The sequence below is a fragment of the Agarivorans aestuarii genome (assembly GCF_019670125.1).
GTDB classification, from domain to species: Bacteria; Pseudomonadota; Gammaproteobacteria; order Enterobacterales; family Celerinatantimonadaceae; genus Agarivorans; species Agarivorans aestuarii.
This window is the reverse complement of the sequence record NZ_AP023033.1, coordinates 4,268,213-4,292,144: the sequence shown is the minus strand read 5'-3', so window position 1 is coordinate 4,292,144 and position 23,932 is coordinate 4,268,213. Positions and strand designations below refer to the sequence as shown.

Annotated in this window: 19 protein-coding genes; 10 read left to right on the top strand and 9 right to left on the bottom strand. The window is 45.9% G+C overall.

Annotated features, from left to right (window positions below; translation table 11 throughout):
- Positions 1 to 91: 91 nt before the first annotated feature.
- Together K5609_RS19805 and K5609_RS19800 are read left to right on the top strand one after the other, a co-directional pair.
- A complete protein-coding gene (locus K5609_RS19805) occupies positions 92 to 1,306 on the top strand; it encodes a DUF3179 domain-containing (seleno)protein (protein WP_221075129.1) in 1,215 nt (404 codons plus the stop codon).
- 242 nt (positions 1,307 to 1,548) lie between these two features.
- Positions 1,549 to 3,375: an ABC transporter ATP-binding protein gene (locus tag K5609_RS19800; protein WP_221075128.1), complete on the top strand. Its 1,827-nt coding sequence runs from the start codon at positions 1,549 to 1,551 to the stop codon at positions 3,373 to 3,375.
- Between the two features lie 60 nt (positions 3,376 to 3,435).
- Here K5609_RS19800 and K5609_RS19795 read toward each other — a convergent pair whose 3' ends face one another.
- On the bottom strand, positions 3,436 to 4,074 hold the full coding sequence (locus K5609_RS19795) for a hypothetical protein (RefSeq protein ID WP_221075127.1): 639 nt from the start codon (positions 4,072 to 4,074) through the stop codon (positions 3,436 to 3,438).
- Positions 4,075 to 4,210: 136 nt separating this feature from the next.
- Between K5609_RS19795 and K5609_RS19790 the strand changes: the two genes are divergently transcribed.
- Positions 4,211 to 5,467: a sensor domain-containing diguanylate cyclase gene (locus K5609_RS19790; RefSeq protein WP_221075126.1), complete on the top strand. Its 1,257-nt coding sequence runs from the start codon at positions 4,211 to 4,213 to the stop codon at positions 5,465 to 5,467.
- Positions 5,468 to 5,470: 3 nt separating this feature from the next.
- Here the strand turns inward: K5609_RS19790 and yegD are convergent, their stop codons facing one another.
- The 4 genes from yegD to K5609_RS19770 form a co-directional block, all read right to left on the bottom strand.
- Positions 5,471 to 6,838, bottom strand: a complete 1,368-nt coding sequence (yegD, locus tag K5609_RS19785; protein WP_221075125.1) for a molecular chaperone — start codon at positions 6,836 to 6,838, stop codon at positions 5,471 to 5,473.
- A gap of 91 nt (positions 6,839 to 6,929) precedes the next feature.
- Positions 6,930 to 7,355, bottom strand: coding sequence for a hypothetical protein (locus tag K5609_RS19780; RefSeq protein WP_221075124.1), 426 nt, complete (start codon positions 7,353 to 7,355; stop codon positions 6,930 to 6,932).
- 52 nt (positions 7,356 to 7,407) lie between these two features.
- Entirely contained in the window at positions 7,408 to 8,325 is a 918-nt protein-coding gene (locus tag K5609_RS19775) for a transglutaminase-like domain-containing protein (protein ID WP_221075123.1), read from the bottom strand.
- 15 nt (positions 8,326 to 8,340) lie between these two features.
- A complete protein-coding gene (locus tag K5609_RS19770; RefSeq protein ID WP_221075122.1) occupies positions 8,341 to 9,285 on the bottom strand; it encodes an AraC family transcriptional regulator in 945 nt (314 codons plus the stop codon).
- A 136-nt stretch (positions 9,286 to 9,421) separates the two neighbouring features.
- Here K5609_RS19770 and K5609_RS19765 point away from each other — a divergent pair, with 136 nt between their 5' ends.
- Together K5609_RS19765 and K5609_RS19760 are read left to right on the top strand one after the other, a co-directional pair.
- Positions 9,422 to 10,312 (top strand): DMT family transporter, encoded by an 891-nt coding sequence (locus tag K5609_RS19765; protein ID WP_221075121.1) that lies wholly within the window; start codon positions 9,422 to 9,424, stop codon positions 10,310 to 10,312.
- A 91-nt stretch (positions 10,313 to 10,403) separates the two neighbouring features.
- Positions 10,404 to 10,691 (top strand): DUF2498 family protein, encoded by a 288-nt coding sequence (locus K5609_RS19760; RefSeq protein ID WP_205472780.1) that lies wholly within the window; start codon positions 10,404 to 10,406, stop codon positions 10,689 to 10,691.
- Between the two features lie 83 nt (positions 10,692 to 10,774).
- Here the strand turns inward: K5609_RS19760 and K5609_RS19755 are convergent, their stop codons facing one another.
- Positions 10,775 to 12,409 carry a glycoside hydrolase family 13 protein gene (locus K5609_RS19755; protein ID WP_221075120.1) on the bottom strand — a complete coding sequence of 545 codons (1,635 nt, stop codon included), beginning with the start codon at positions 12,407 to 12,409 and terminating at the stop codon, positions 10,775 to 10,777.
- 465 nt (positions 12,410 to 12,874) lie between these two features.
- On the opposite strand from K5609_RS19755, the gene K5609_RS19750 reads away from it, so the two are divergent.
- Positions 12,875 to 15,211 (top strand): starch-binding protein, encoded by a 2,337-nt coding sequence (locus K5609_RS19750; RefSeq protein WP_221075119.1) that lies wholly within the window; start codon positions 12,875 to 12,877, stop codon positions 15,209 to 15,211.
- A gap of 53 nt (positions 15,212 to 15,264) precedes the next feature.
- On the opposite strand, the gene K5609_RS19745 is transcribed toward K5609_RS19750, so the two are convergent.
- Positions 15,265 to 16,944: an FAD-dependent oxidoreductase gene (locus K5609_RS19745; protein WP_221075118.1), complete on the bottom strand. Its 1,680-nt coding sequence runs from the start codon at positions 16,942 to 16,944 to the stop codon at positions 15,265 to 15,267.
- A 230-nt stretch (positions 16,945 to 17,174) separates the two neighbouring features.
- Between K5609_RS19745 and K5609_RS19740 the strand changes: the two genes are divergently transcribed.
- From K5609_RS19740 to K5609_RS19730, 3 genes are read left to right on the top strand one after another with little or no spacing between them, the layout of a single operon-like run.
- Positions 17,175 to 17,471 (top strand): ArsR/SmtB family transcription factor, encoded by a 297-nt coding sequence (locus tag K5609_RS19740; protein WP_221075117.1) that lies wholly within the window; start codon positions 17,175 to 17,177, stop codon positions 17,469 to 17,471.
- Positions 17,472 to 17,491: 20 nt separating this feature from the next.
- Entirely contained in the window at positions 17,492 to 17,911 is a 420-nt protein-coding gene (locus K5609_RS19735; RefSeq protein ID WP_221075116.1) for a YeeE/YedE family protein, read from the top strand.
- Complete coding sequence (locus K5609_RS19730; RefSeq protein ID WP_221075115.1) at positions 17,904 to 18,323, top strand: DUF6691 family protein; 420 nt, start codon at positions 17,904 to 17,906, stop codon at positions 18,321 to 18,323. Before K5609_RS19735 ends, K5609_RS19730 begins: the two co-directional genes overlap by 8 nt.
- Positions 18,324 to 18,375: 52 nt before the next feature.
- On the opposite strand, the gene K5609_RS19725 is transcribed toward K5609_RS19730, so the two are convergent.
- Positions 18,376 to 19,566 carry an ROK family transcriptional regulator gene (locus tag K5609_RS19725; RefSeq protein WP_221075114.1) on the bottom strand — a complete coding sequence of 397 codons (1,191 nt, stop codon included), beginning with the start codon at positions 19,564 to 19,566 and terminating at the stop codon, positions 18,376 to 18,378.
- A 536-nt stretch (positions 19,567 to 20,102) separates the two neighbouring features.
- Here K5609_RS19725 and K5609_RS19720 point away from each other — a divergent pair.
- Positions 20,103 to 20,786 (top strand): substrate-binding periplasmic protein, encoded by a 684-nt coding sequence (locus K5609_RS19720; RefSeq protein ID WP_221075113.1) that lies wholly within the window; start codon positions 20,103 to 20,105, stop codon positions 20,784 to 20,786.
- 68 nt (positions 20,787 to 20,854) lie between these two features.
- On the opposite strand, the gene K5609_RS19715 is transcribed toward K5609_RS19720, so the two are convergent.
- Positions 20,855 to 23,926: an alpha-amylase family glycosyl hydrolase gene (locus K5609_RS19715; RefSeq protein WP_221075112.1), complete on the bottom strand. Its 3,072-nt coding sequence runs from the start codon at positions 23,924 to 23,926 to the stop codon at positions 20,855 to 20,857.
- Between the last annotated feature and the right edge of the window lie 6 nt (positions 23,927 to 23,932).

Below are 23,932 nucleotides of genomic sequence, written 5' to 3'. Positions count from 1 at the left end.
AACAATCAGTTTCGCTGTCGTAGATTTTTCTCATAAAGCTTGGCGCATACACTGACTTCAGTTTAACGATAGTTGTTCACAGAGGTGTTTTATGATTTCAACAATACTGATTGGTTTAGGCTTAGCGATTGCTTTGTATCACGCATTTATCATTTTTATTGAATTAGGTGATTTTGGGCAATGGGTCTTAAGATCTACACGCAGCAAAACTATGCGAGCTTGGCACAAACGCAAAAGCCTGAGCCGAAATACTCTGCTAGCTTTGGCTGCTTCTTGGGGGCTTTGGTTCGCGTTAAGTAGCCCAATTACTGTGGTAATGATGTTGGTTGTTAGTGCACTGATATTAGGCATGTACTTCACTGGCGCGATTAACCCCGACATTATGATGCGTGCTCGCCAAGAAAACGCGGTTTTTGTTAATCCAGAGCAAGCCCAGCATTACTATCGCGATGATGAAAGTGTGTTGGTCTACGAATACGACGGTCAAGCGCGTGCGCATTCAGATAAGCAGTTAGTTCGTCCCCATATTGTAGGAGACCAAGCTGAAGGTCCGGCTAATGTTGTAATGACTTATTGTGGTCTAACAAACTTGGGCATGGCGATGATTCCTGAAATTGATGGTCAAGCCTTGTCGCTGCGTCCGGTATTGCAGCTAGAAAATAACTTAGTTATGGCTGATGCAAATTCAGACCAGCCTATTCAGCAGCTTTGGGGGCGTAAAGAGTGTGATGTAAACGCAGGTATTGATAATGCAATGCAGCAAGTCGCAACCTTTAGAATGCCTTTTGCAAAGTTTAAGCAGGCTTACCCCAATGGTTTGGTATTTGTGAACGATTACCAAGTGAAGGGCATGCGCACCAGCTTTTGGAAGAACCCTCTTCTATTTGTTTATGACCGAGCTATCGAACTGATTTTTGGTTTGGCTATTGATGCACAGTATAAGTTCGACAAACCGGTTTTTCCAACCATTAAGCATGTCGATGATCGTTTACCGAACAAGCGTTTAGTATGGGCATTTAATATTGGTGAGCATTACATGGCCTATACCGAAGAGTTTGTTATTAGCCAAGGTGGTTTAATTAATCTAGTGGTAGACGGCAAAGACATTGTGGTGAGTTACAACCAAGAAATGGAAAGCTTAGGCGTGTTTTATAACCATACCTCGCAAGCTGTTAAACAACTAGATTTCTTAGGCTATTTAGAAAATGGCGACAGGTTAGAGCGAGTCGAAACCTTAAAAGCTGGTATTTTTTGGGTGGTGTGGGCGAATTTCTTTCCACAAACAGAGCTAAACGTAAGTAAATAAACGCCAATAATTAGCACCTAACTATCCGTAGAAGAGACTAACTGCCTAGAGTTAGTCTCTTTTTTTGTTATTTTTTATAGCTGTAAACATAACTTGAGACGGGTGAGCAAAAAGAATCTTCTAAACGCTAAGTATTTGTCGTTTATTGGTCAGTAAGGCTGCGCATATTTGACAAAGTACGCTACAGTACAAATGCGAGTTAATTCGTTGTAACACCAAGATTTATTACAAGGAATGTCTAGATGTTTAGTTTTTTTGAAGGGCTCACCGTTCCATTTCCAAAACAAGAGCCTACTCAACCACCTAAAGGTTTATACCAGTTCTGTCGCCATTATTGTGCTGGCATGGGTAAACCTTTGCTATTTATGTCGGTGGTATCGGCACTGATCGCGATTTGCGAGGTCGCCTTATTTGGCTTTATGGGGCAATTGGTTGATTGGCTGGGAAATAAAGATCCCGCCACCTTTTTCAGTGAAGAAGCCTCAACCTTGTGGTTAATGGCCATCACCCTGCTGGTGGTTATGCCGCTGCTTATTTTGCTAGATTCTTTGCTGATCCATCAAGCCTTATTGGGCAATTTCCCGATGGCGATCCGTTGGTCGGCTCACCGCTATTTACTGCGCCAAAGCGTGTCTTTTTTTGCTAACGATTTCGCTGGACGAGTTGCCACTAAAGTCATGCAAACCTCATTAGCGGTGCGCGAAACTGTGATGAAGCTGCTCGACTTGATGGTTTATATTTTGGTTTATTTTGCAGCCATGGTGGTGCTGGTGGCGCAGGCCGATATTCGACTTATTTGGCCCATGTTGCTGTGGTTAGCTGCCTATATTGGGGTGCAACTGTATTTTGTTCCTCGTTTAAAACGTATTTCTACTGAGCAAGCTAATGCCCGCTCGCTAATGAGTGGCCGCATTGTAGATAGCTACACTAACATTGCTACTGTTAAATTATTTTCTCATAGTCAGCGAGAAGCCGATTACGCTCAAGAGGGCATGGATGCCTTTTTGGTAACGGTGCACAAGCAAATGCGTTTGGTTACTGGGCTTAACTTTTCGGTTCAATTGTCTAACTATCTGCTTACCTTTGGCATTGCTGCTCTGTCGATGTACCTATGGACCTTGGGCGATGTATCGGTAGGCGCAATCGCCGTCGCGATTGCCTTGGTATTGCGCCTCAATGGCATGGCGCAGTGGATCATGTGGGAGATTGGTTCGCTGTTTGAAAACATCGGTACGGTGGCTGATGGCATGACTACCTTAACCACTGAGCAATCCATTACCGATAAACCCAATGCCAAACCTATCAACGTCACCGAGAGTCGCATTCACTACCGCGATATTCGTTTCCACTATGGTGAAAAAAGCGGCGTGATTGATAATTTGAACTTGCAAATAAAGGCCGGTGAAAAGATTGGTTTAGTGGGGCGCTCTGGTGCCGGTAAAACCACCTTGGTTAATTTACTGCTGCGCTTTCACGATGTAGAAGGCGGGGCTATTTTGATTGATGATCAAGACATTAGCCAAGTGACCCAAGATAGCCTACGGGCGCAAATTGGCATGGTGACGCAAGATACTTCCTTGCTGCATCGCTCGGTGCGCGACAATATTTTGTATGGCCGCCCCGACGCTAGCGAAGAGCAAATGATTGCTGCGGCCAAGCAAGCTAAAGCCCATGAGTTTATCTTAAACTTGAATGACCAAGATGGCCGAACCGGTTACGACGCCCATGTGGGCGAACGTGGAGTTAAGCTCTCTGGTGGTCAGCGCCAGCGAATCGCGATTACACGGGTATTGCTAAAAGATGCGCCTATTTTGGTTTTGGATGAAGCAACCTCGGCGCTAGATTCTGAAGTAGAAGCGGCAATTCAAACCAGTTTGAATCAGTTGATGGAAGGTAAAACGGTGATCGCCATTGCTCACCGCTTATCCACCATTGCCGCCATGGATCGCTTAATTGTATTAGACCGAGGCGAGATTGTAGAGCAGGGTACTCATGCTGAATTAATCAAAGGTGAAGGCATCTATAGTCAGCTATGGGCGCATCAAACCGGTGGGTTTTTGGGGGAGTAAGCTTTAATCGCAGCTTCGAAAAAGCCAGTAGAGATGCTGGCTTTTTATTTTGTAGGCCGGTTATTTATTAGTGATTTTAGAGCGCTGACGTTGATTAAATCGCTGTGGTGCTGGTCTTAAGTGCTCTAGCAAGTGTTGATTTTGAGCAGAAGTTTTCTCTACCAGTTCTGCGGTTATTTTTAAGCTAGATGCCAGCTGGTTAAGTTGCCCGGTGGCGCTAAGCACCGCTCGGCTAGTGGGTGCCAGTACACTAAAGTAAATGGCCAACAAGGCCACAATTATGATTATCACCACACTGACTAAGATGATCATCACCCAAAACTGCACTTCGCTAGATAGCTTATCGGCTAAATTCACAATGGGTTTGGTGCTTTGCGCTACGGTATTGGGCAGTTGTTTTAAGCTGCTATCCAGCTGTTGGCTTAGTTGCTCTACAGCGTTAAGGGTTTGCTTAAAGTGCTGTTGCTGCTCGGGGCTAAGATCAGGATTGCTAGCCAGCTGATTAACGCTATCGGCAATGTCTCGCAAGGCTTGCGATGCCTGAGCTGCAGCTTTATCTATGCCTACTACCTCTACTTGTAATTGCATATTTAGTTGCGGAGAGTCTGACTCAAGCATGGATGAGGGCTCTTCGGCATAGGCTAGGGTGAAACTACTTAGGCCGAGTATTAACAGGCAGGCCCTTAACAAGGTTCGCATTGGTTTTCCTCAGGTTTTTGTAAAGCTAGTAGCAATGTAACAGTACTATTAATTAAGTGGTAGTTAGCCGCCGACAGTTGAGTTCATAAGCTTGCCTGACTACGCTTAAATTACCTTAAGTTAAGTATGGTTAAGTATGGGCAAAGTTTCTGACATTAGTGCTTATTACGGAATAGTGATCCACCGAGACTTTTTACCGCTGTTCGCTGACGAACGCTATGCTCAGATGTTCGGTTACGATAGTGCTGAAGATATAATGGCCTTGCCTTCTCTACTGGAACTGATTGCTGAAGATGATCGCGACGAAGCGATTAGCGCTTACGAGGCGGTAATGAGTGGCCAAGCGCGGCCTAAGGTAAGGGTCTACGAAAACTATAATCGAGACGGTGAGCAATTCTCGGTGTTAACTATTGATCACCTCACCGAGTGGCAGGGCAAACCTGCTTTGCAAATTACTCTAGTGGATTTTTCACCACAAATTGCTGCGGAGAAAAAGCTACAGCAAAGTGAGCAACGCTATCGTTTGTTAACAGAGTCTTCTTTGCAGGGGATTATGGTACACCGCTTTTTTGAACCGCTTTATTGCAACCAAGCGATGGCCAATATTCTAGGTTATGACAGCCCAGAAGCAGTACTTAAGTTGGACAGCCTATTGTCTATTATCCCCGAAGAAAACCAACAACAAGCTATTCAATTACATGAACGCTTGATTCAAGGCGAGGTGGAGAGTAACAGCGTAGTGGCCGAAAACGTGCGCCGCGATGGCACTTCGACCTGGCTGCACATTAGCGAAGCGGTGGTGAAGTGGAATGACAAACCGGCGGTGCAATCTGTGATGATGGATGTGACTCAGCAACATCATGATCAGCGACGTTTAGAGTTTCAGGCAAATCATGATCCCCTCACTGGATTGATGAATCGCCGTTCTATGAGTGTGACTCTCACCGAGGAGTTTGCCATCGGTAAACGCTCGTTACAGCCCTTATGTTGTATCTTGTTAGACATTGATAACTTTAAACAAATCAATGATCGCTTTGGTCACCCTGCTGGCGATGAAGCCTTGAGAGTATTTGCTATTGAAAGCTTGAAGGTACTGCGCAATGGTGATTATTTATGTCGCTGGGGCGGAGAGGAGTTTTTGTTATTGTTGCCTAATACTGTGCAAGAGCAAGCCTTGCTAATTGCCAATCGGGTGCGCCAACATCTAGCCGAGCTTGAAGTGACCAAAGATGAGCATAGTTTTAGCACCACCGTTAGCCTGGGTTTAGCGATGCTTAGCAGCTATGATGCTAGTCCCGAAGCGCTGGTTGCCCGTGCCGACAGCGCATTGTATATCGCTAAAGAAGGTGGCAAAAATCGAGTGGAACTGGCACCACAAGTTTATGAGTTGTAAAACTTACTCAAAGATGTGGTCGGCCCACAAGGTTAAGCCGCTGGTCACACTACCAAAATTATCGCCGCTGATTAAAGGTGCTTGATAGCGCTTGGCCAAGAAGTTCTTAATCATTGGTGAATTAGCACTGCCGCCAGTTAAGAAGATCGCCTCAGGCTGGCAACCCGCTTGTGCGATAACATCATCACTAAGTGCTGCGATGCTGTTAAGTAGTCGCTCGGCAGCCTGTTGGTAGGCTTGTTGAGAGACTTCAACTTGTAGATGCTCTATCAGGTAAGACAAATCCACAGAGGTAGTTTGCGTTTCACTTAAGGCAATTTTAGCTTGCTCGGCGCAGGCGCTTAACTGGTAAGTTTGTCGCTCTTCGTTTAAGCGTAACAAGCCTCTAAGAGGGTTTAATTGCGGCTCTTTAAGTAGGCGTTGCAGCAATAAACGAGTATCTTTTTCGTAGAAGCGAGTTTGCGCTGGGAAGTCGTTAATCGCCGCTGCATCCCAAAAGGGTTTTATTGGCATTGGCTGGCCACTGGCTAAGTTCAGTTTGGCGCCAAGGCTAGGCATCAGGGTTTCAAAGTTTAGCGCGATGTCGAAGTCATTTCCGCCAATCCGTTCACCGTTGTAGCCAAGTACAAGCTCTTGGTGATCGCGTGTAGCCAGATAATCAGGTCCCATAATCAACATCGATACATCGCTGGTTCCGCCGCCGATGTCGATCACTAATACTCGCTGTTCTTGCTGCAATTGTTGTTGGTAGCTCAAACCTGCTGCCATTGGCTCGTACAAAAACTCAACTTGCTCAAAACCAACAAAGCGGGCAGCATTGCTAAGAATGCTAATGGCTTGTTGGTTGCTCACTTCACTGTTTAAGCCTTGGAAGTTAACCGGGCGACCAATCACCACTTTGGCCAATTCAGCTTGGCCACTTTGTTTCACTTGCTGGCTTAGGTGCCACATCATGGCGGCGGCGATATCTTCAAACTGTTGCTGTTGACGTTCGCGAATGCCGCTTGCACCTAAAAATGATTTAGGTGAGCGCACGTAATAACAATCGGCGGGGTCGACTAAGTATTCTTTTAGCGCTTGTTGACCAAAGCTTAGGTGCTCATCGTAGCCATCCAGCTTGAGCTCTTTTAAGGCGCGTAAGCTAGCGCTAAGTTGCTGTCCACGTGCTTGTTGGAAGGCTTGCGCTTTGCCTTGAGCGTCTAACTGCTGATATAACCAGCCGCAAATCATCTCAGATTGAGGGGCAAATAAGGTAGAAGGCATGTAATTGCCGTGCTCGGGTAGCTTCACTAATTGCGCTTGCTTACCTTGCATAATACCCACTGCACAGTTAGAGGTTCCAAAATCAAAACCGGCAATTGAACGACTCATAACTTAGGCCTCATACCTGCAAAAAAGGTCGCGCAGAGTAGCAAAATTAAGCTTGTGAGTATAGCGTTTCAGTGGGCCTATTTTAGGGAGCTTACCAGTTTAAATCGGCGTCAATTATGGTTAGTAGATAGTTTTCTTGATTACTGTCGCTAGGCTGCAACTGCCAGTGCTCGTCGTCAATAAGCTGGTAAACAAGTTGTTCACCTTGACCAGAATCAGCATACAGCTGCAATTGTTTAAAACTACTTGAAGGGGGGTTAGTGGCTTGGCTAAGGTCAAAGTAAGCCAGTATTTGTTTGCGTTCTCCCGAGGCTATTTGGCCTTGAAACGACAGCGTGGTTACTGTGTCTGCCTGTGACATTAGCTGGCTGCTAAAGGTGAGATTGTAGTTACTTTGGTTATCTAGGGTATAGCGACTATAGAGGGCGTAGTCTTCGTCAGTAAGCGGTTTATTATTATTGCAGGCGTTTAGGCTAAACAGCAGCGATAGGCCAAGAACTTTGTGCAGGGGGAGCATTATTTCAATTACTTTGTATTATATTAATAGCGCGAAATATAGCTTAATTATTCTATTTGTCAATTGTCGTTTTCTCGGGCTCTACAGTGCGTTGGTGCTGTTGCAATAAGTCTTCAATGCTGGGAGCGTGCTGCCATTGCCAGTTAGCTGGAAACGCCAGCTCTTGGCTTTTAGTTTGTGCTAAAGCTTGTTCGGCTAAGGAGCTAGCACTTAGCTCTGCCAGTTGATCTAGCAGTAGTAAACCTTGGCTGGATTGGCTGCATTTGAAATAGTGCTGATTGAGCCCCCAGCCGCTGTCCCAAGCCAGTAACTCGACCTTACTTAGGGCAAATATGTCTCGAAATAAGTTGCCTTGCAGTAGAGGCCAGCCAGTAATGCTCAGAATACCAAACTGTTCGGCTAGCTCCGGTTTTTGCCTGCAACGTTGCCAGGCCGTTCCTGCGTAAATAAATTGCTCTGCTGGCAGGTCTAGCGGATCAAAAGTGATGGCTAACAGCGCTTGTTGCTTGGCATCAAGTTGGGCGTCTACCTTTACCCAGCGCTGTTGCTGCTCTTGCCAGTACTCGCATATCCAGTGGTCTTCGTTACTATGCATGCCGAGGTAGCTGGCAAAACCGCAACGCAAGCGCGCAGCAATACCTTGAGCGCGCAATAATGTGCAAAGTAGCAAGGCAAAATCGCGGCAGTTTCCGAGCATTCTTTGGCTGGCTGGCTTGTCTGCAAGCAGCGGTTGCTCGGCATTATCTAACCAACTAAGCTTTTGCTGCACACTGCGAGTTTGCATCTCGTTTAAGCGCTGGGTGAAATCTGGGTCGAGTTGGTAGTGTTGTAGCCAATAGGGGTGAACTAGGTTGTTTTGCACACACTTCACCAGTTCTACAACACTCGCTTGGCCAGTTGGCAGTTGCGCTAAATAGTGTTGTGGGTCGCTGAACTCACTAAAACTGGCGTAGTTAATCGAGTTAGTCATGGCATTTATCTTCGCTTAGTGAATGGGCAGTAGAATGTCTGTTATTAAGGTTTGTTCGGGGACGTCATCGGCAGTTTGATTGTGGTAGATTTCTAAGCAATTGGCATCTCGAAGTTGATAGCTTGATTGCGGCAGCCAGTCGCGCAATACAACTTGGTAGCTGCTAGGTATGTTGGCGTAGCCTCCGTAGTGGCGCAGCTTGGCGAATAGTCCGCCCGCTAAGGTGAGCTGTTGTATGTCCAGTTCGGCCAGTTGTGAAGTGCTGGGCAAGGCTTCGGGGCTTGGTTGTTCAATCGGCAAACTTAAGCAAGCATCAAAACGCACTTGCTCTGGGTGGGTGACGCTGGGGTCATCGTAGGAGACGCCAAGCATAGTAGCTTGCTGAGTATCTAAGCCCATGCCATTGCAAGCGTTAAGCAGCTGGCGCCAGGCTTTGGGAGCGGCTTGTAAATAAGGGCCTAGTTCTCGCTTACTTAACACCGATTGTGGCGCGAGTTCTATTACCTCAACTTGGCCGGCCGCTTGAGGGGGGAACTTGTTGGGTTTTACCGGATGCTGCTTAGGCTCAAGCCAAGCTTGGTTTCTTATCTGCAGTGGCGTTTGTTCAAACTGTTGCTTAAACGCTTTGTTGAAGGATGCTTGGTTTTGATAACCACTTTGGCTGGCGATATCGACTAATGTTTGCTGACTAAACCTAAGGTGGTTTAAGGACCGCTCTAACAACAAACGCTTGCGATAAGCATAAATGCTCTCACCTACATAAGCATGAAATAGCCGACAAAAATGAAAGCGTGAAACACAGGCTAAAGAAGCCAGCTGTTCAATATCCAGTGGGCTATCAAGCCTTTGCTCTAGGTGTATTTTTACTGCATTGATGCGTTGCTGTTGGCTTGCCATGTTGGACTCAAATACTTGACTTGAAATCAGTTTAGTCAGTTTATGAACAATTTTCTTTTCCATTCTTGCGCATTGTTTAAGGCTTTTATTTCCTTAGCTAAGATTTTTGGATTAGGCGATAGATTCGTTTGTTAAAGGCTTGTTCTAGCCAGTTATGCCGAATACACTGAGCGCCTTAGTAGGAAATAGTAAAGTAATAATGAATACACAAACGAAAGCCTATGCGTTTGGCATAAGTGCAGTGTTAATGTGGTCTACTGTAGCCACTGCTTTTAAACTGGCACTGCAATGGCTAAGCCCCATTCAATTGGTATTGCTGGCTTCAATCACTTCCATATTGCTATTAAGTGGCGTGTTGTTGTGGCAACGCAAACTGCCCTTGGCACTCAGCTATGCCAAGCAGCGGCCTAGCTTCTTTTTGCTGGTGGGAGCGATTAATCCCTTTCTTTACTATTTGGTGTTATTCAAAGCCTATGAACTCTTGCCTGCTCAGCAGGCTCAGTCACTTAATTACACTTGGGCGATTACCTTGGCCTTGTTGGCCGTGCCCTTTTTAAAACAGCAACTGCGTAAACAAGATCTTATTGCCATGGCATTTGGCTATTTTGGAGTGCTGGTGATTGCTACCCGGGGTGACTTGCTCAGCATGCAGTTTGATAGTGTGCTTGGCGTAGTATTGGCATTGTTTAGCACCTTGTTGTGGGCCGGTTATTGGATCATTAATACGCGTAACTCCGGCGATCCTGTAGCCAGCTTGCTGGTGGCTTTTTGCTTTAGTCTACCCATGGTATTGGCTTATTGCTGGTGGAGTGATGGTTTACCTAGCTTTAATGCAAAGGCTTGGCTGGGCGCTGCTTATGTAGGCCTATTTGAAATGGGCATCGCCTTTGTTTGTTGGGTATTGGCATTAAAATTTACTAACAATACTGCTCGTATCAGCAACCTGATTTTTATATCGCCATTTTTGTCGCTGTTTTTTATCAGCTATTTTCTGAACGAGGTGATAGAACCCGCCACCTACTTAGGTTTAGTGTTGATTATTAGTGGCTTATTGATACAACAATGGCGCGGTAAAAAACAAGCGGTTTAGCTACTTGGCTTATTGCGTTTTTTCTCAGTTTTTTAAGCTGAGAAAAGCGCCATAAGTTTTGATCTTAGCACTAGGGTAAGTTGGCACATCTGTGTATGCTAAAATTCATATTTACCCAAATACTCATGGTGTGATGACTAAACAAGCAATAAGCCAACAAGATTTGATTGATCTGGCCAATCAGCTACTGCGTGAGCACGAAGACTTTATTCCTGGGATAGAAGTTCGTGAAGTGTCACAGCAACGTGATGTGCTTACCTTTAAGGGTGAAGCTTTTCTAGACGATGATTTATTACCCACTAGCAACAGCCCAAAAGCGTTTAATTTGTATAAGTGGTTGTGCCATCGTTTATCAGAGCAATACACCCTTAGCGAATAAACTACTAACGGCTTAGCGCTTTACCGCCGAGTAAAGTGCTAAGTATCGTTGGCCAATTAGCTCGCTCAATACTGCATCGCTGTTTAATCCGCTAGCGTGCAAATAAGCGCTTGGTAAGGCGCTAAGCAGAGCTGAGCTAAATCAACCTCCAATTCATCTTCTGGCTGAAGGTTATCCAGCACCACTTTCTCTAGTTGGTAATCTAAGTTAAGCGTTTGTGGTTGCGCAGATACATTGGCCAGCACCAATAAACGCTGACCCTGATATTGACGAAGGTAAGCAAACACCTGTTGATGCTCCGGGAGCAGTAGCTGGTAGCTGCCGTAAACTAAAGTATCGCCATACTCTTCAGATTTTCGCAGGGCAATCAAACGCTGGTAGTGATAGTACACCGAGTTTGGATTATCCAGCGCGGCGGCGACATTAATTTGAGCATAATTAGGATTAAGTCTGAGCCAAGGCTGCCCACAACTAAAGCCTGCATTTTCGGAGTTATCCCACTGCATTGGCGTGCGAGCATTATCGCGAGCGCTTTTATAGACACCTTGCATAAATTGCTGGTGGCTTAAGCTTTTTTGCTCAAGCACTTTTTCTTGGTAGCTGTTTTTGATTTCGATGTCGTGGTAGTCATCGAGTTGGTTAAACTGCACATTGGTCATGGCAATTTCTTCGCCTTGATAGATGTAAGGCGTGCCTTGCATTCCATGCAGTAAAGTGGCGAACAACTTGGCGCTCGCTTCGCGGTATTGGCCGTCATTTCCCCAGCGACTCACGATGCGTGGTAAGTCGTGATTGTTCCAGAATAAGGCGTTCCAGCCATCACCATCAAAGGCGGTTTGCCATTTGCTGAGCACCTTTTTTAAGGCAACTAAATCAAAATCTTGTACTTGCCACTTTCCATGTTCGGGGTGCCAGTCTAAGGCGGCGTGTTCGAATTGAAATACCATCGATAGCTCTTCGCGACGCGGATCGGAATACAACTTGGCTATCTCGGGTGTTGCCCCCCAGGTTTCGCCTACCGTAACCAACTTTTTACCCTTGAAACAAGCTAGGTGCATTTGTTGTAATAGTGGGTGTAAACGCGGGCCATTTTCGGTAATACCTTGGTCAATTTGTTTGCCGATTAAATCAATCACATCTAAGCGAAAGCCCGCCACACCTTGCTCTACCCACCAACTTATCATTTGTTGAATTTCTTCGGCTACCGCTGAGTTCTCCCAGTTGAGATCGGGTTGAGCATCGGCAAATAAATGAAAGTAATGCTGATCAGTTTTTGAGTCATATTGCCAAGCTGGACCACCAAATATAGAACCAATGGAGTTGGTTTGGTCACGCCAAATATAGTAATCACGATAAGGGTTATCACGGCTTTGTTTTGCTTGCTTAAACCAATGATGTTGGTCGGAGGTATGGTTAAGTACCAAGTCCATCATTATGCCGATGTTACGCTGTTTGGCTTGAGCGATTAATTGGTGCATATCGTCCATGTTGCCAAAGCGTGGATCGATGGCTTGGTAATCAGCAATGTCGTAGCCATTGTCTTTCATCGGAGAGAGGTAAACTGGCGATAGCCAAATTAGGTCGATACCAAGATTTTCTAGATAATCTAGCTTGCTAATAATGCCCGGTAAATCGCCGTTGCCATCACCACTACTATCGCAAAAACTGCGTGGGTAAACCTGATAAACAACCGCCGAATGCCACCACTGTTTGTTCATGATTAAGTTCTTTAACTGCTGTGAATTACCTGCATTGTAAACCCTCTTATTCGATTCGAGTAGTTAGCTGTTTTTCATAGCAACAGCTATCAAGCTCAGTGTTTATGCCGTCTGTAGGGCGGGTTGTAAGTTAATTCGGAGCGCTTTATTTGCAGATTATTAGTTTGCAAAGGTGGTTTGGGAGCTTTTATAAAAGGATATTTGTTTGAAGTTTGATCAATGTCAAACATCATTCACCAAATGGAGAGTTGTTTGTGAGCTGATGCTCAATAAATACTCAGCCATCTTCATCGAACAAAAAATAGGCGTAGATTAAAAAGCGGTAAATTGACTATGGATAGTTAAGATTAGGTTTTACTTGTGGTTCTTTCCAATGGTTAGTCTGCCTCCTCATCGCAAAACACCACAGAGTGGCGGTGGGTTAAGTCTTTAAGAGACGCTCTAAGATTACATGGGAAAGTAACAATGAGAAAATTTAGCAAACTCGCCACTAGCGCTCTGCTAGCGAGCGCGGCGTTGGGCTTTGCGTCCAGCGTCACGGCGGCACCAAGAACCGCCTTTGTACACCTCTTCGAATGGAAATGGGAAGATATCGCGCAAGAGTGTGAAACCTTCCTTGGCCCTAAAGGCTTTGCCGCTGTGCAAGTCTCACCTCCAACTAAATCGGTGGATGGCAATGCGTGGTGGACGCGTTATCAGCCGGTTAGCTATGCTTTTGAAGGCCGTAGCGGCAATCGAGCCCAGTTTCAAGACATGGTGCAGCGTTGTAAAAATGTTGGGGTAGATATCTACGTGGACGCTGTGATTAATCACATGGCCGCTTGGGATCGAAACTTCCCAGAAGTGCCCTATAGTTCAAACGACTTTAATTCTTGTACCAGTGATATTGATTACAGTGACCGTTGGCAAACACAGAACTGTGATTTAGTGGGATTAAACGATCTTAAAACTGGCTCCGATTATGTTCGCCAGAAAATCGCTGATTACATGAACGATGCTATGAGCATGGGTGTGGCAGGTTTTCGTATTGATGCGGCCAAGCATATCCCTGCCGGCGACATTGCCGCGATTAAAGGCAAGCTAAATGGTAATCCTTATATCTTCCAAGAGGTGATTGGCGCGTCTGGCGAGCCAGTTCGTCCAACGGAATATACTTACATTGGAGATGTGACCGAATTTGAATTTGCCCGTAAGTTAGGCCCGGCTTTTCGCGACAGTAACATTGCGTGGTTAGGTGATTTAGCCAACCAAATGGAGCTATCTAGCGCCGATGCGGTGACCTTTGTGACTAACCACGATGAAGAGCGCCATAACCCAGGTGGTCCAATTTGGCATGGAGTGCAAGGTGACGGTTACTTCTTAGCTAACATTTTTGCGCTGGCCTACCCTTACGGCTATCCAAAAATAATGTCGGGTTACTACTTCAACGGTAATTTTGATGCTGGCCCACCAAGTAGCGGCGTACACACCGGTAATGCTTGTGGTTTTGATGGCGGCAACTGGGTGTGTGAGCACAAGTGGCGCGGCATTGCTAACATGGTGGCCTTCCGTAACCATACTGCTGGTGAATGGAGTATTACTAATTGGTGGCAGGGCGGAAATGATCAAATCGCCTTTGGTCGTGGCGGCTTAGGTTTTGTGGTTATTAACAAACGTTTTGGCGGCTCAATTAACCAAAGCTTTGATACCGGCATGCCAGATGGGCAGTACTGTAATATTATCGAAGCTGACTTTGATGAGAGCACAGGCCAATGTAATCAAGCCTCAGATTCAAGTGGCCAAGCGGTAATTACCGTAAGCGGTGGTCAAGCTAACTTTAGCGTAGCTGGAGACAGCGCAGCTGCTATTCATGTAGGGGCTAAAATTGGTGATGTGTGTACTGGCGCTGATTGCCCATGTACTTCTGACTGCGGAACTGACCCAGTACCCGCTACGCCAGTAGTGGCTACTTCTGTTTGTACATCAGAAAATCTCCCCACTTTGTACTACTGGGGCGCCCAGCCAGCAGGTAGCTTGGCAGATGCAGATTGGCCTGGTGTTGCCATGCAAACCAATGGTGACTTTAAATGCCATGACTTAGGTGTAGAGCTTACCAGCATAAACGCCATATTTAGTAATAATGGCGCTAACAAAACAGCAGACTTAACGGTAGCCGGCGCGGGTTGTTACAAAGATGGTAGCTGGAGCAGTTTGCAAGACTGCGGCTTTGAAGTGGTAGTGGTTGATCCTGAGCCCGATCCAGACCCTGTTGGTGGCACCGAAGTATGCTACGACAACCAGGCTGGCTTTAATAATCCAACACTTTACTATTGGGCTGTTTCAGCTGAAACCCCAGTTGCAAATGCGCAATGGCCAGGTGTGGCAATGGTGCAAAAAGGTGCTTACTACTGCCATGACTTTGGCACTAAGTTAAGCAGCTTAAACATTATCTTTAACGATAGTGGCGCTAATCAAACCGCGGATCTAAACACCGCCGGTGATGCATTGTGTTATGCCCAAGGTAGTTGGGTAGCGGCAACAAACTGTGTTGGTGGTAACCCTGACAATGGTGGTGATGAGCTATGGTATTTCCGTGGTACTGCTAATGGATGGGGTAAAGCGCAGCTTGATTACGATAGTGCAACAGGTTTGTATTACACCATTCAAAGTTTTGCCGGCGAAGAAGCGCCAGCACGCTTTAAGATAGATAGTGGTAACTGGACAGAAGCGTATCCAACTGCGGATTACCAAGTATCCGACAACACCACTTATCGCATCAACTTCAATAGCGCGACCAAAGACATTACGGTTAACGCGCAATAGTTTGTTTTTATGCGTCTCAGCTTTTGCCCGGTTTTCACCGGGCTTTTTTATGGCTACTGATTAGCTAACCAAGTCTTATAACCACCGGTTAAGTTTTTAGCTTTAAAACCGTGATTGAGCAGTTGGCGATAGGCCACGTTGCCTCGTAAACCCACCATGCAGTAGACCAAAATCTCCTTGTCTTTAGGCAGTTCGTTAATCCGCTCGCGCAGTTGGTCTACCGGAATATTAATCGCGCCTGGTATTGCACCTAGCTTTTCCAATTCACCTGGATTTCGTACATCCAAAATGATTTGCTGCTCACTTGGGTTGCTAATTTCCTCACTGTGGCACAAGCGCGTATCGCCCTTAATGCTGTTTGCTGCAACAAAACCAGCTTGGTTTACTACGTCTTTAGCGCTGCCAAAAGGCGGAGCGTAAGTGAGCTCTAAGTCTTGTAGATCGAAGACCGTAAGACCAGCACGCTGGGCTACTGCAATTACGTCGATGCGCTTATCTACGCCATCTTTACCCACCGCTTGCGCGCCCAAAATTGCACCGCTGTCTGGATTAAACAATAACTTAAGGTTAATAGGGTGAGCGCCAGGGTAGTAGCCCGCATGGCTAGCAGCATGCACATACACTTTTTGGTAGTTGATGCCTTTGCGCTGTAAGGTTTTTTCGTTAAGACCGGTAGACGCCACCGCGATATCAAATATTTTACAAATTGCGGTGCCTTGGCTGCGTTTATAATGCTCGCCTGCGCCAAAGATGTTGTTGGCAACCATTCGGCCCTGGCGATTTGCTGGGCCTGCTAATGGAATCAGTGCCGCATCGCCGGTAACAAATTCTGGGTCCTCAATGGCATCACCTACCGCGTAGATATCGGGATCAGACGTTTGCAGTTGGCTGTTTACCTTTATGCCGCCTAATTCGCCGATGCTTAAGTTGGCTTGACGCGCTAAGCTAGTTTCAGGTTTGACCCCAATCGCCATAATCAGCAATTCTGTTTCTAGTAGGTCGCCATTGCTCAAACGCAGTTCTAAACCTTGTTCGTCAACGTTGGCTAGTTCATCGGCAACCTGCTGTTGGCTTGGAAATACCGCTTCTAAGGCTACGCCTAGGCGTAAATCTACCCCATGGTGCTGCATTTCTTGATGTAGTGGTGTGGCCATTTCACGATCAACCGGTGCCATTATCTGTTCAGATAATTCAACTAAGCTGGTATTAATGCCGCGTTGAATCAGTGCTTCGGCCATTTCTATACCAATGAATCCTCCGCCAACTACCGTGGCATGTTTTGGCTGATTATGCTCTATGCTGGCAATGATTTTATCCATATCAGGTATGTTACGCAGCGAGAAGGTACGTGAGTTCTGGATGCCAGGAATCGGCGGCACGATAGGCGAAGCGCCTGGGCTAAGTACCAATTTGTCGTAACTTTCTTGGTAGTTTTCTTGAGTCTCTAAGTTACGAATAGTCAGCGTTTTGTCTTGGCGGTTAATGCTAACCACCTCATTCATTACTCGCACACCTACATTAAATCGCGCTTTAAAGCTCTCTGGAGTTTGCAGCAACAAGGCATCGCGTTGTTCGATATCTCCACCAATATGGTAGGGCAGGCCGCAGTTAGCAAACGAGATGTATGGACCTCTTTCAAACATAATGATTTCTGCGTCTTCACTTAAACGTCTAGCGCGAGCTGCTGCTGAAGCGCCGCCTGCCACACCGCCAATGATTAAAATCTTAGTCATGTTTATCTCCAGTATTAAAACACTATCTGTGAGCGAATTAGCTAAAGCTTAATCAAGATCTCGCATTAAACTATTGATGTAGATCCTGAGTAATAAGTTTGCTCACTCGCTATTTGTAATTAGATTATATTAGATAAATCTAAAACACAACTGACTAAATAAGATTTTATTAAATTAGATTTGACTAATTTAAAGGGGGCCGTATAATTCACCCTATTGAGGAGGTGTATATGCAAAGTCATGATGTTTTGCATGAGCAAGCTCGTACGGTGAGTAGTTACCTTAAAACCATCGCCCATCCAGACCGTTTAGTTGCTTTGTGTTTATTGTGTGATGGAGAAATGAGTGCTGGTGAGCTGCTGGCTCACAGTAGCAATAGTCAATCGGCTTTTTCTCAGCACTTAAAAGTGCTGCGAGAACAAGGTTTGGTGGCAGTGCGTAAACAAGCGCAAACGGTGTTTTACTCCTTGGCTGACGCTAAGGTGAAAAACTTATTAGCTAGCTTGCAGCAGCAGTTTTGTAATTGATTTAATTGGTGGAGTAATAAATGACCGAATTTAGCCCAGGGAGCGCCTTAATAGGCGGAATGTTATTAGGCCTGTCGGTATCTTTATTGATGCTGCTTAGTGGCCGCACAGGCGGTATTAGCGGCATATTAGGTGGGATATTTGGCGCATCGAAGAGTGAATGGCCATGGCGAGTAGCGTTTATTGCTGCAATGGCTGGCAGCTTGCTATTTAACCCCTTGTTTGGATTAAGCGAAGCCCCATTACCTAATTATTCACTAGGCTGGTTATTGGCTGGTGGCTTTGCCGTTGGCGTGGGCACTCAGCTTGCGAATGGCTGTACCAGTGGTCATGGAATTTGCGGGATTGGCCGCTTTTCATTGCGCTCAATAGTGGCGACTATGGTATTTATGCTTAGCGCGGCTTTAGTGGTGTGGTTAGCTGGAGGTGCTTATGTTTAAGGTAGTGGTTGGCTTAATCACCGGTTTGTTGTTTGGTTTGGGCATGAATGTGTCGCAAATGGTTAACCCCTATAAAGTGCTTAATTTCTTAGATGTAAGCGGTAATTGGGATGCTAGCTTGGCTTTTGTTATAGGTGGAGCCTTATTGGTGTTCGTACCTTTTTATCATTTTCTGATTAAACCAAGAAGCCATGCGGTAAATGGCGAGCCTATTCAATGCTCTACGCTTAAAACGATTAGCCCTAAACTGATCATTGGCTCGATTATCTTTGGTATAGGTTGGGGAATGGTAGGCATTTGCCCTGGGCCTGCGGTGGCCAGTTTGCTGCGTGGAGAAGCCGCTATTTATTGGTTTTTGTTAAGCATGTTATTGGGGCATTACTTAAGCAAACGTCTATTCTCTCGCGCTTAAACTAAACGTAACTAAAAAGGGAGCTTGCCGCTCCCTTTTTCTGCTTAGTGGTTTAGTCGGTATGTTGCTGCATGATGGTTATCATGCCAAGGCCCGCCATGTCTTCGTCCCAATTGTGTTTCTCCACCACGTTCTCAGCTTGGTGATAAGGCAATAAGTTGTCGTTAAAGGTGCGCAGCATTGACTCTTTGATGTGTTCGTATGCGCGAATTCCCGGACCCGAGATAACAATTTTTTGTGGGTTAAACAGCGCCATTATGTTGGCTAAACCCATGCCTAACACGGTACCGGCTTGGGAGAAAATCTGTGCCATTGCTGGATTGTCTGGCTCGGTCAGTTGGTTTAAGTCGAGCATCTGTTTTTCTGAAGGGTGCAGCATGTCGGTGGGTGGCAAGTTGTAAATAGCACTGGCGTCGCGGTAAATGGCGTAGTCACCTACATAGGCCTCGATGCAGCCTCGTCCGCCACAGCGGCATTGCGGACCATTTAAGCTAAACTTGGTATGGCCAAATTCGGTAGTGGCTGCACTGGCATCTTGATAAAGCTCGCCGTTAACAATCAAGCCCATGCCAACCCCGTAGCCGAGTTGGATAGCGACTAGATTATCCAGTTTGCTGTATTTAGGCCGTTGAGTTAAGGCCACGGCGAGGCAATTAGCGTCGTTGGCAATAAACACTGGTAGCTGACTTTTTAGCTGCAGTTGCTCAACCAGTTCCAGTTGCTTACCCTTGATGGCCGGGCTCCACAATATGCCCTTACCTTGTGTTTCTATAACTCCTTGCACTGCTAAGCCAAGGCCGCGCAGTTTACTGCGTTTAACCTCATAATGCTGAATAAACTCTTCGATGGCTTTAGACAGGGCGTCAACCAGTTGTTCTTGGTTTAGCGTGACCGTTAACATTGCTTGAGTCGCTTGCGCAACGATGGTGCCAGAGGTATCTCCCAGCATAAAGCGCACTTCGTTAATCGATAGCTTTATGGCTAGATAGAAGGCTGCTTGGTTATTCAGTTGTAGTTTTACTTTTGGCCTACCGCGTCCACCACTGGGATCTAACACTACATTCTGCTCAATAATTAAGCCTTGTTGAACTAGCTCAGAGGTGATCGAAGTGATGGTTGCGGGACTTAATTTGGTGTGGTCGCCAATTTCTACACGTGCCAGTTCACCATGGAGGCGCAGAGTTTGAATAATGTCTCGGCGATTGGCACTTCTAATTAGTTCGGTATCGGTGATTTTTTTCATACTGAATCGGCTAAGTAACTACTTCCATTTCAAAAATACGCGTTTTAAAGGGAATAAGAATCTCTTTCTTGGTGATTTGTTATTTCTGTCACGCTTATCTAAATTCCTTATCAAAGGCTGAGTTAAGCGTCTCAAAGATGATAATGACAATATTGTAATTAATGGCGGGCTTCAAGCAAAAAAAATCCCGCCGTAAAAGGCGGGGCTTGGTAATTCATCCAGAAAGGAAAGGAAAATGCTACTAGTAATGCACTGACAGATTACTAGGTCTGAAGAGAACGGCGTTCACTTCGCACTTAAACATATCAGCCCTACAGCTCACGATTGCTGAAAAAATGTTCAAGATGCTTAAAGCTTATTCGTTAAATTTGTTATAAGAAATTATGAAACTTGGTTGTTCTATTAACAGATTTTTTAAGCGTGTCTGCGGTCACGTTCTGAAAAAAAGCCCTTGAGCTTAAAAAAAAGCCAATAAGAGCCCACTAAACTACTAATATTTAAGAGCAACTATTTGAATTGTTATGGGACATTAATTAGTGAAGCACAAGAGATGGTGTTGCTTAGGCCTATTACTGCTTGGTTCTACCTTGAGCCAAGCAGATACCTTGCGCTTGGTTACTCACCATTTGCCGCCTTATCAAGTGGTAAATGGTGACGCTTTAAGTGGCTCAATGATTGACGTAATGCAATGCAGTTTAATTGAAATGGGGCAGGCATATCAGGTTGACGTGAGGCCGATTAATCGAGCGATTAAAGAGCTGCAGGCGGGAAAATTTGATGGCGTTTTTGTATTAAATCGCAGTGCCGAGCGTGATAGATTTGCAACTGCCAGTGAGCCACTGATTGTCACTTATCGCAGCCTATTTAGTTTGAAAGTTGTTGATGCGGAGCTTCACAGCCCTGCAATGAAAGAGCTGAAAATAGGCGTATTACATGGTTCGGCGATGCACAGCTGGCTCACCAAGCATGGTTATCCCAATGTACTTACTCGCTACGATTACCACATCTTATTTGAATTAATGCAGTTAGAACGCATTGACGCAATTGTTGCGCCTTTTGAGATCTACGAAAACGAAAAAGATCACGGCCACGTTACCCGAAAAATTGAAACTAGGTACCTTAGCCAAGCGAACTTGTCGGGGTATTTCTCAAGCTCTTGGTTAGATAAACATCCTGATTTTCTAGACCGCTTTAACGCTGCATTAGGGCTTTGTAATTAGCTTTGTTGCACAAACTAAAAAGCCCAAGCTAAACACTTGGGCTTTTGTATTTAGGCTTAGCGTAGCGCTTATTTAGCTTGAGTAAATAGCGTAACCGCAGTGCCTTCTACCACTGTACTACCTGAGATATTAGCCGTGTTAACTGCGCCATTGGCATCAGCCACTTTGGTCCAAGTTCCTGCTGGCAAACTTACTGTTTGGTTATTGCCGCTGTTATACACAATAAACAGATTATGGCTATCGCTTGGGTCAGTAATGTGCCCGGTAATCACTTGACCAGCAAACTGTTCGGGACGACTCACATTTAAGTATTGGGCGATTTCTTGGCTGGTATTCATGCGCAGTCCCGCATGCTTACGACGTAGTTCAATTAATTGTTGGAAGTAATTGAAGGTGGCCAAGTTATCCGCTTTGTTCGACCAGCGAATGGCATTGAAGCTATCGGGGGCATTGTAGGTATTGTGAGTACCGCCATGTGCGCCGTAGTTCCAAGCCGAAGGATTACTAATTTGCTGATTATTGGTTTTGGTACGAAGGAATTCATCACCAGCGTGCACAAAAGGGATGCCTTGGCTGGTTAGTATCATGCCCATACCAAAATTAACCACCCGTTTCGGGTAAGTTAAATCGCTAGGAGGGTTAAAGCTAATCACCTGATGTGAGCTGTTTTGCTGCACATTGCTTGAAGTGCTTAAGTAGACTTTGTCCCACAGGCCAAAGTTATCGTGGGCCGAAATGTAGTTAATGCTTTGCTCTGGGTCAGCTGCATAATTGCGGAACCAGGTGCTGTTGCGTCCGTCGTTGGGATTATACGGAGAGCCTTGAAAGCCATCGTAAATCGCCCAGCCAGATTCAGCAGCATCTACATTGTTAAACATATAGCCAGTGCGAGTATCGTCATTAGAGCCTTTTAATGATTCGCGGAATGCGCCATTAAATACACCTACATGCTCGTCGGCCATATGATGGGTGGTGCCATAGCGCACACGTTGGCCTTCCAGCGGGTCGGTGGCATAGCCGTTCCATGGTTCGCCGTAAATCAATAACTTGCGGTCAGCAAAGGTGTCGTTTAGGTGACGACCCCATTTCTCTACTTCTTGATAAGAGAAGATACCGATTAAGTCGAAGCGGAAGCCATCAATTCCATATTCGTCTACCCAGTAGGCTAAAGAATCTTGGATCATTCGGCTTACCATAGGAACGTCGGCATTAATTGAGTTGCCAGTGCCAGATAAGTCGGTGGCGGTATAGTATTGGCCAGTAATGTTCTCAAACATTTCGTCATCAAAGGTATGGTTGTAGACCACGTCCATAATTACTCGAATGCCAGCTTTGTGGAATTCATTAACCATGGTTTTAAATTCACGCGCTCGCTCTTCATAGTTGGTTGGAACAGCTGAATAGCGGTCTTCGGGAATGTTAAAGTTGCGTGGATCATAACCCCAGTTGTAGCAAGGGTCGCTGTCTGGCAGGCCATCACAGGTGGCAAAGTCGTATACCGGCAACAGTTGAACGTGGGTAACGCCTAGCTCTTTTAGGTGGTCAATTCCGGTTCTAACACCGTTAATATTGGTACCTGTTTCAACCATACCCAAGTATTTACCGTTGTTACCCGCGCTCACGCCTGAACTTGAGTCGATAGTAAAGTCGCGTACGTGCACTTCATAAATCACGGCATCTTCACGTTCAATTAAGGCAGGACGAGCAGCCCTGCCGCCCACCGGTTCGGTACGTGACATATCCATTACAATGTTAATGGCTTCATAATCGCCAGTGCCTGGCTGCGCCATTTTCCCGTAGGGGTCGCGTACTTGAACACCGTTGATTAGAAAGGTGTAAGGTTTCAGGTGTAAATCACCATCTACGGTCACTTGGTAAACTTGGCTGTAACCGGCGAAGTCTGGCACGGCTTGCAAGCTATGCTCTACGCCATCAACTAGCACTTTCACATTGCTATGATCTGGTGACCAAATCGAGAAGGTGGTGCTTTGTGGTGAGTAAATTGCACCAAGAGTTTCAGTTTCTGTTGCACAATTTGGCTCGCAGCCTTGTTTAACAGTGTTTACTGCTTTGGTGGCGGCGTTGAAACAGATTTGGTAAGTAGAGTTAGCGTCTACTAATACGTCTGCGCCAGGGTAGTTTTCAGTCCAATCGCCAAAATGGTCAATTTTAAAGCGTGGATTGTTGCTGCCAAAGCTTTGGGTTGTGCAGTAGTTATTACCGTCGCTGCTGGTCATTAGGGTGGTTTGCCAATCATTGGGCGTGCCACGGAAATACCAAGTATCTGCTGGCGCATCGCTAATGGTGTAGTCAAAGGTGCTTAAGGCAGAGTTGCCGCTGGCATCGATGGCAAATACCTTCAAGCTTAAATCTACCCCATCGCTTACTACATCACTGGCGGTAAAGCTGGCATCGTTACAGGGGCTGGAAGCTGCTGTTGGTGTAGTGCCGTCGGTAGTGCAGTAAATCAACGGTGAGCTGTCTTGATTATCACTCACACTCAAACTGATTTGCTGAGTTTCGGTGTAAGATCCGGCTGCTGGGTTAGCCGTAACCACCGGTGCTTGAGTATCCGTAACGTCGTCTGGCGTTACCGTAATTGCCTTTGAGCCAGCGTTAAAGCAAATTTGGTAGCTGGCATTGCCGGTAACGGTGTAATCTGCGCTTGGATAAGCTTCGTTCCAGTCTCCATAGTGGTCGATTTTGAAGCGTGGGTCATCGTTGGCAAAACTCTGAGTAGTACAGAAGTTGACGTTATCAGTGCTGGTCATTTCTGTTGTTGCCCAGCCATTAGAGGTGCCGCGGTAGAACCAGCTATCTTCAGGTGGCTCTACATCTCCGCAAGTGGCCACTTCTGTGGTGGTGATGTTTTTGCTGTCGCTAAAGAAGCGAATTTCGTAGTTTTTATTGGCGTCTACCCGAACATCTGCGCTTGGGTAAGCTTCGTTCCAGTCGCCAAAGCGATCAATTTTAAAGCGTGGATCGTTAGCACCAAAGCTTTGACAAGTTCGGTATTCACTGCCCGAAACAAGTTCTAAAGCGCTAGTTGCCCAGCCGTTGCTGGTGCCTCGATAAAACCAATCAGCTTGAGCGGCAGAGCTTGCTGCCAATAAGCTGATGACTAATGCTGTCTTTTTCATGATATT

Bases quoted from the DNA above. Each gene is read 5' to 3' on its own strand.
- K5609_RS19805 (WP_221075129.1), top strand. From the start codon at position 92: ATGATTTCAACAATACTGATTGGTTTAGGCTTAGCGATTGCTTTGTAT.
- K5609_RS19800 (WP_221075128.1), top strand. From the start codon at position 1,549: ATGTTTAGTTTTTTTGAAGGGCTCACCGTTCCATTTCCAAAACAAGAG.
- K5609_RS19795 (WP_221075127.1), bottom strand. From the start codon at position 4,074: ATGCGAACCTTGTTAAGGGCCTGCCTGTTAATACTCGGCCTAAGTAGT.
- K5609_RS19790 (WP_221075126.1), top strand. From the start codon at position 4,211: ATGGGCAAAGTTTCTGACATTAGTGCTTATTACGGAATAGTGATCCAC.
- yegD (WP_221075125.1), bottom strand. From the start codon at position 6,838: ATGAGTCGTTCAATTGCCGGTTTTGATTTTGGAACCTCTAACTGTGCA.
- K5609_RS19780 (WP_221075124.1), bottom strand. From the start codon at position 7,355: ATGCTCCCCCTGCACAAAGTTCTTGGCCTATCGCTGCTGTTTAGCCTA.
- K5609_RS19775 (WP_221075123.1), bottom strand. From the start codon at position 8,325: ATGACTAACTCGATTAACTACGCCAGTTTTAGTGAGTTCAGCGACCCA.
- K5609_RS19770 (WP_221075122.1), bottom strand. From the start codon at position 9,285: ATGGAAAAGAAAATTGTTCATAAACTGACTAAACTGATTTCAAGTCAA.
- K5609_RS19765 (WP_221075121.1), top strand. From the start codon at position 9,422: ATGAATACACAAACGAAAGCCTATGCGTTTGGCATAAGTGCAGTGTTA.
- K5609_RS19755 (WP_221075120.1), bottom strand. From the start codon at position 12,409: ATGAACAAACAGTGGTGGCATTCGGCGGTTGTTTATCAGGTTTACCCA.
- K5609_RS19750 (WP_221075119.1), top strand. From the start codon at position 12,875: ATGAGAAAATTTAGCAAACTCGCCACTAGCGCTCTGCTAGCGAGCGCG.
- K5609_RS19745 (WP_221075118.1), bottom strand. From the start codon at position 16,944: ATGACTAAGATTTTAATCATTGGCGGTGTGGCAGGCGGCGCTTCAGCA.
- K5609_RS19740 (WP_221075117.1), top strand. From the start codon at position 17,175: ATGCAAAGTCATGATGTTTTGCATGAGCAAGCTCGTACGGTGAGTAGT.
- K5609_RS19735 (WP_221075116.1), top strand. From the start codon at position 17,492: ATGACCGAATTTAGCCCAGGGAGCGCCTTAATAGGCGGAATGTTATTA.
- K5609_RS19730 (WP_221075115.1), top strand. From the start codon at position 17,904: ATGTTTAAGGTAGTGGTTGGCTTAATCACCGGTTTGTTGTTTGGTTTG.
- K5609_RS19725 (WP_221075114.1), bottom strand. From the start codon at position 19,566: ATGAAAAAAATCACCGATACCGAACTAATTAGAAGTGCCAATCGCCGA.
- K5609_RS19715 (WP_221075112.1), bottom strand. From the start codon at position 23,926: ATGAAAAAGACAGCATTAGTCATCAGCTTATTGGCAGCAAGCTCTGCC.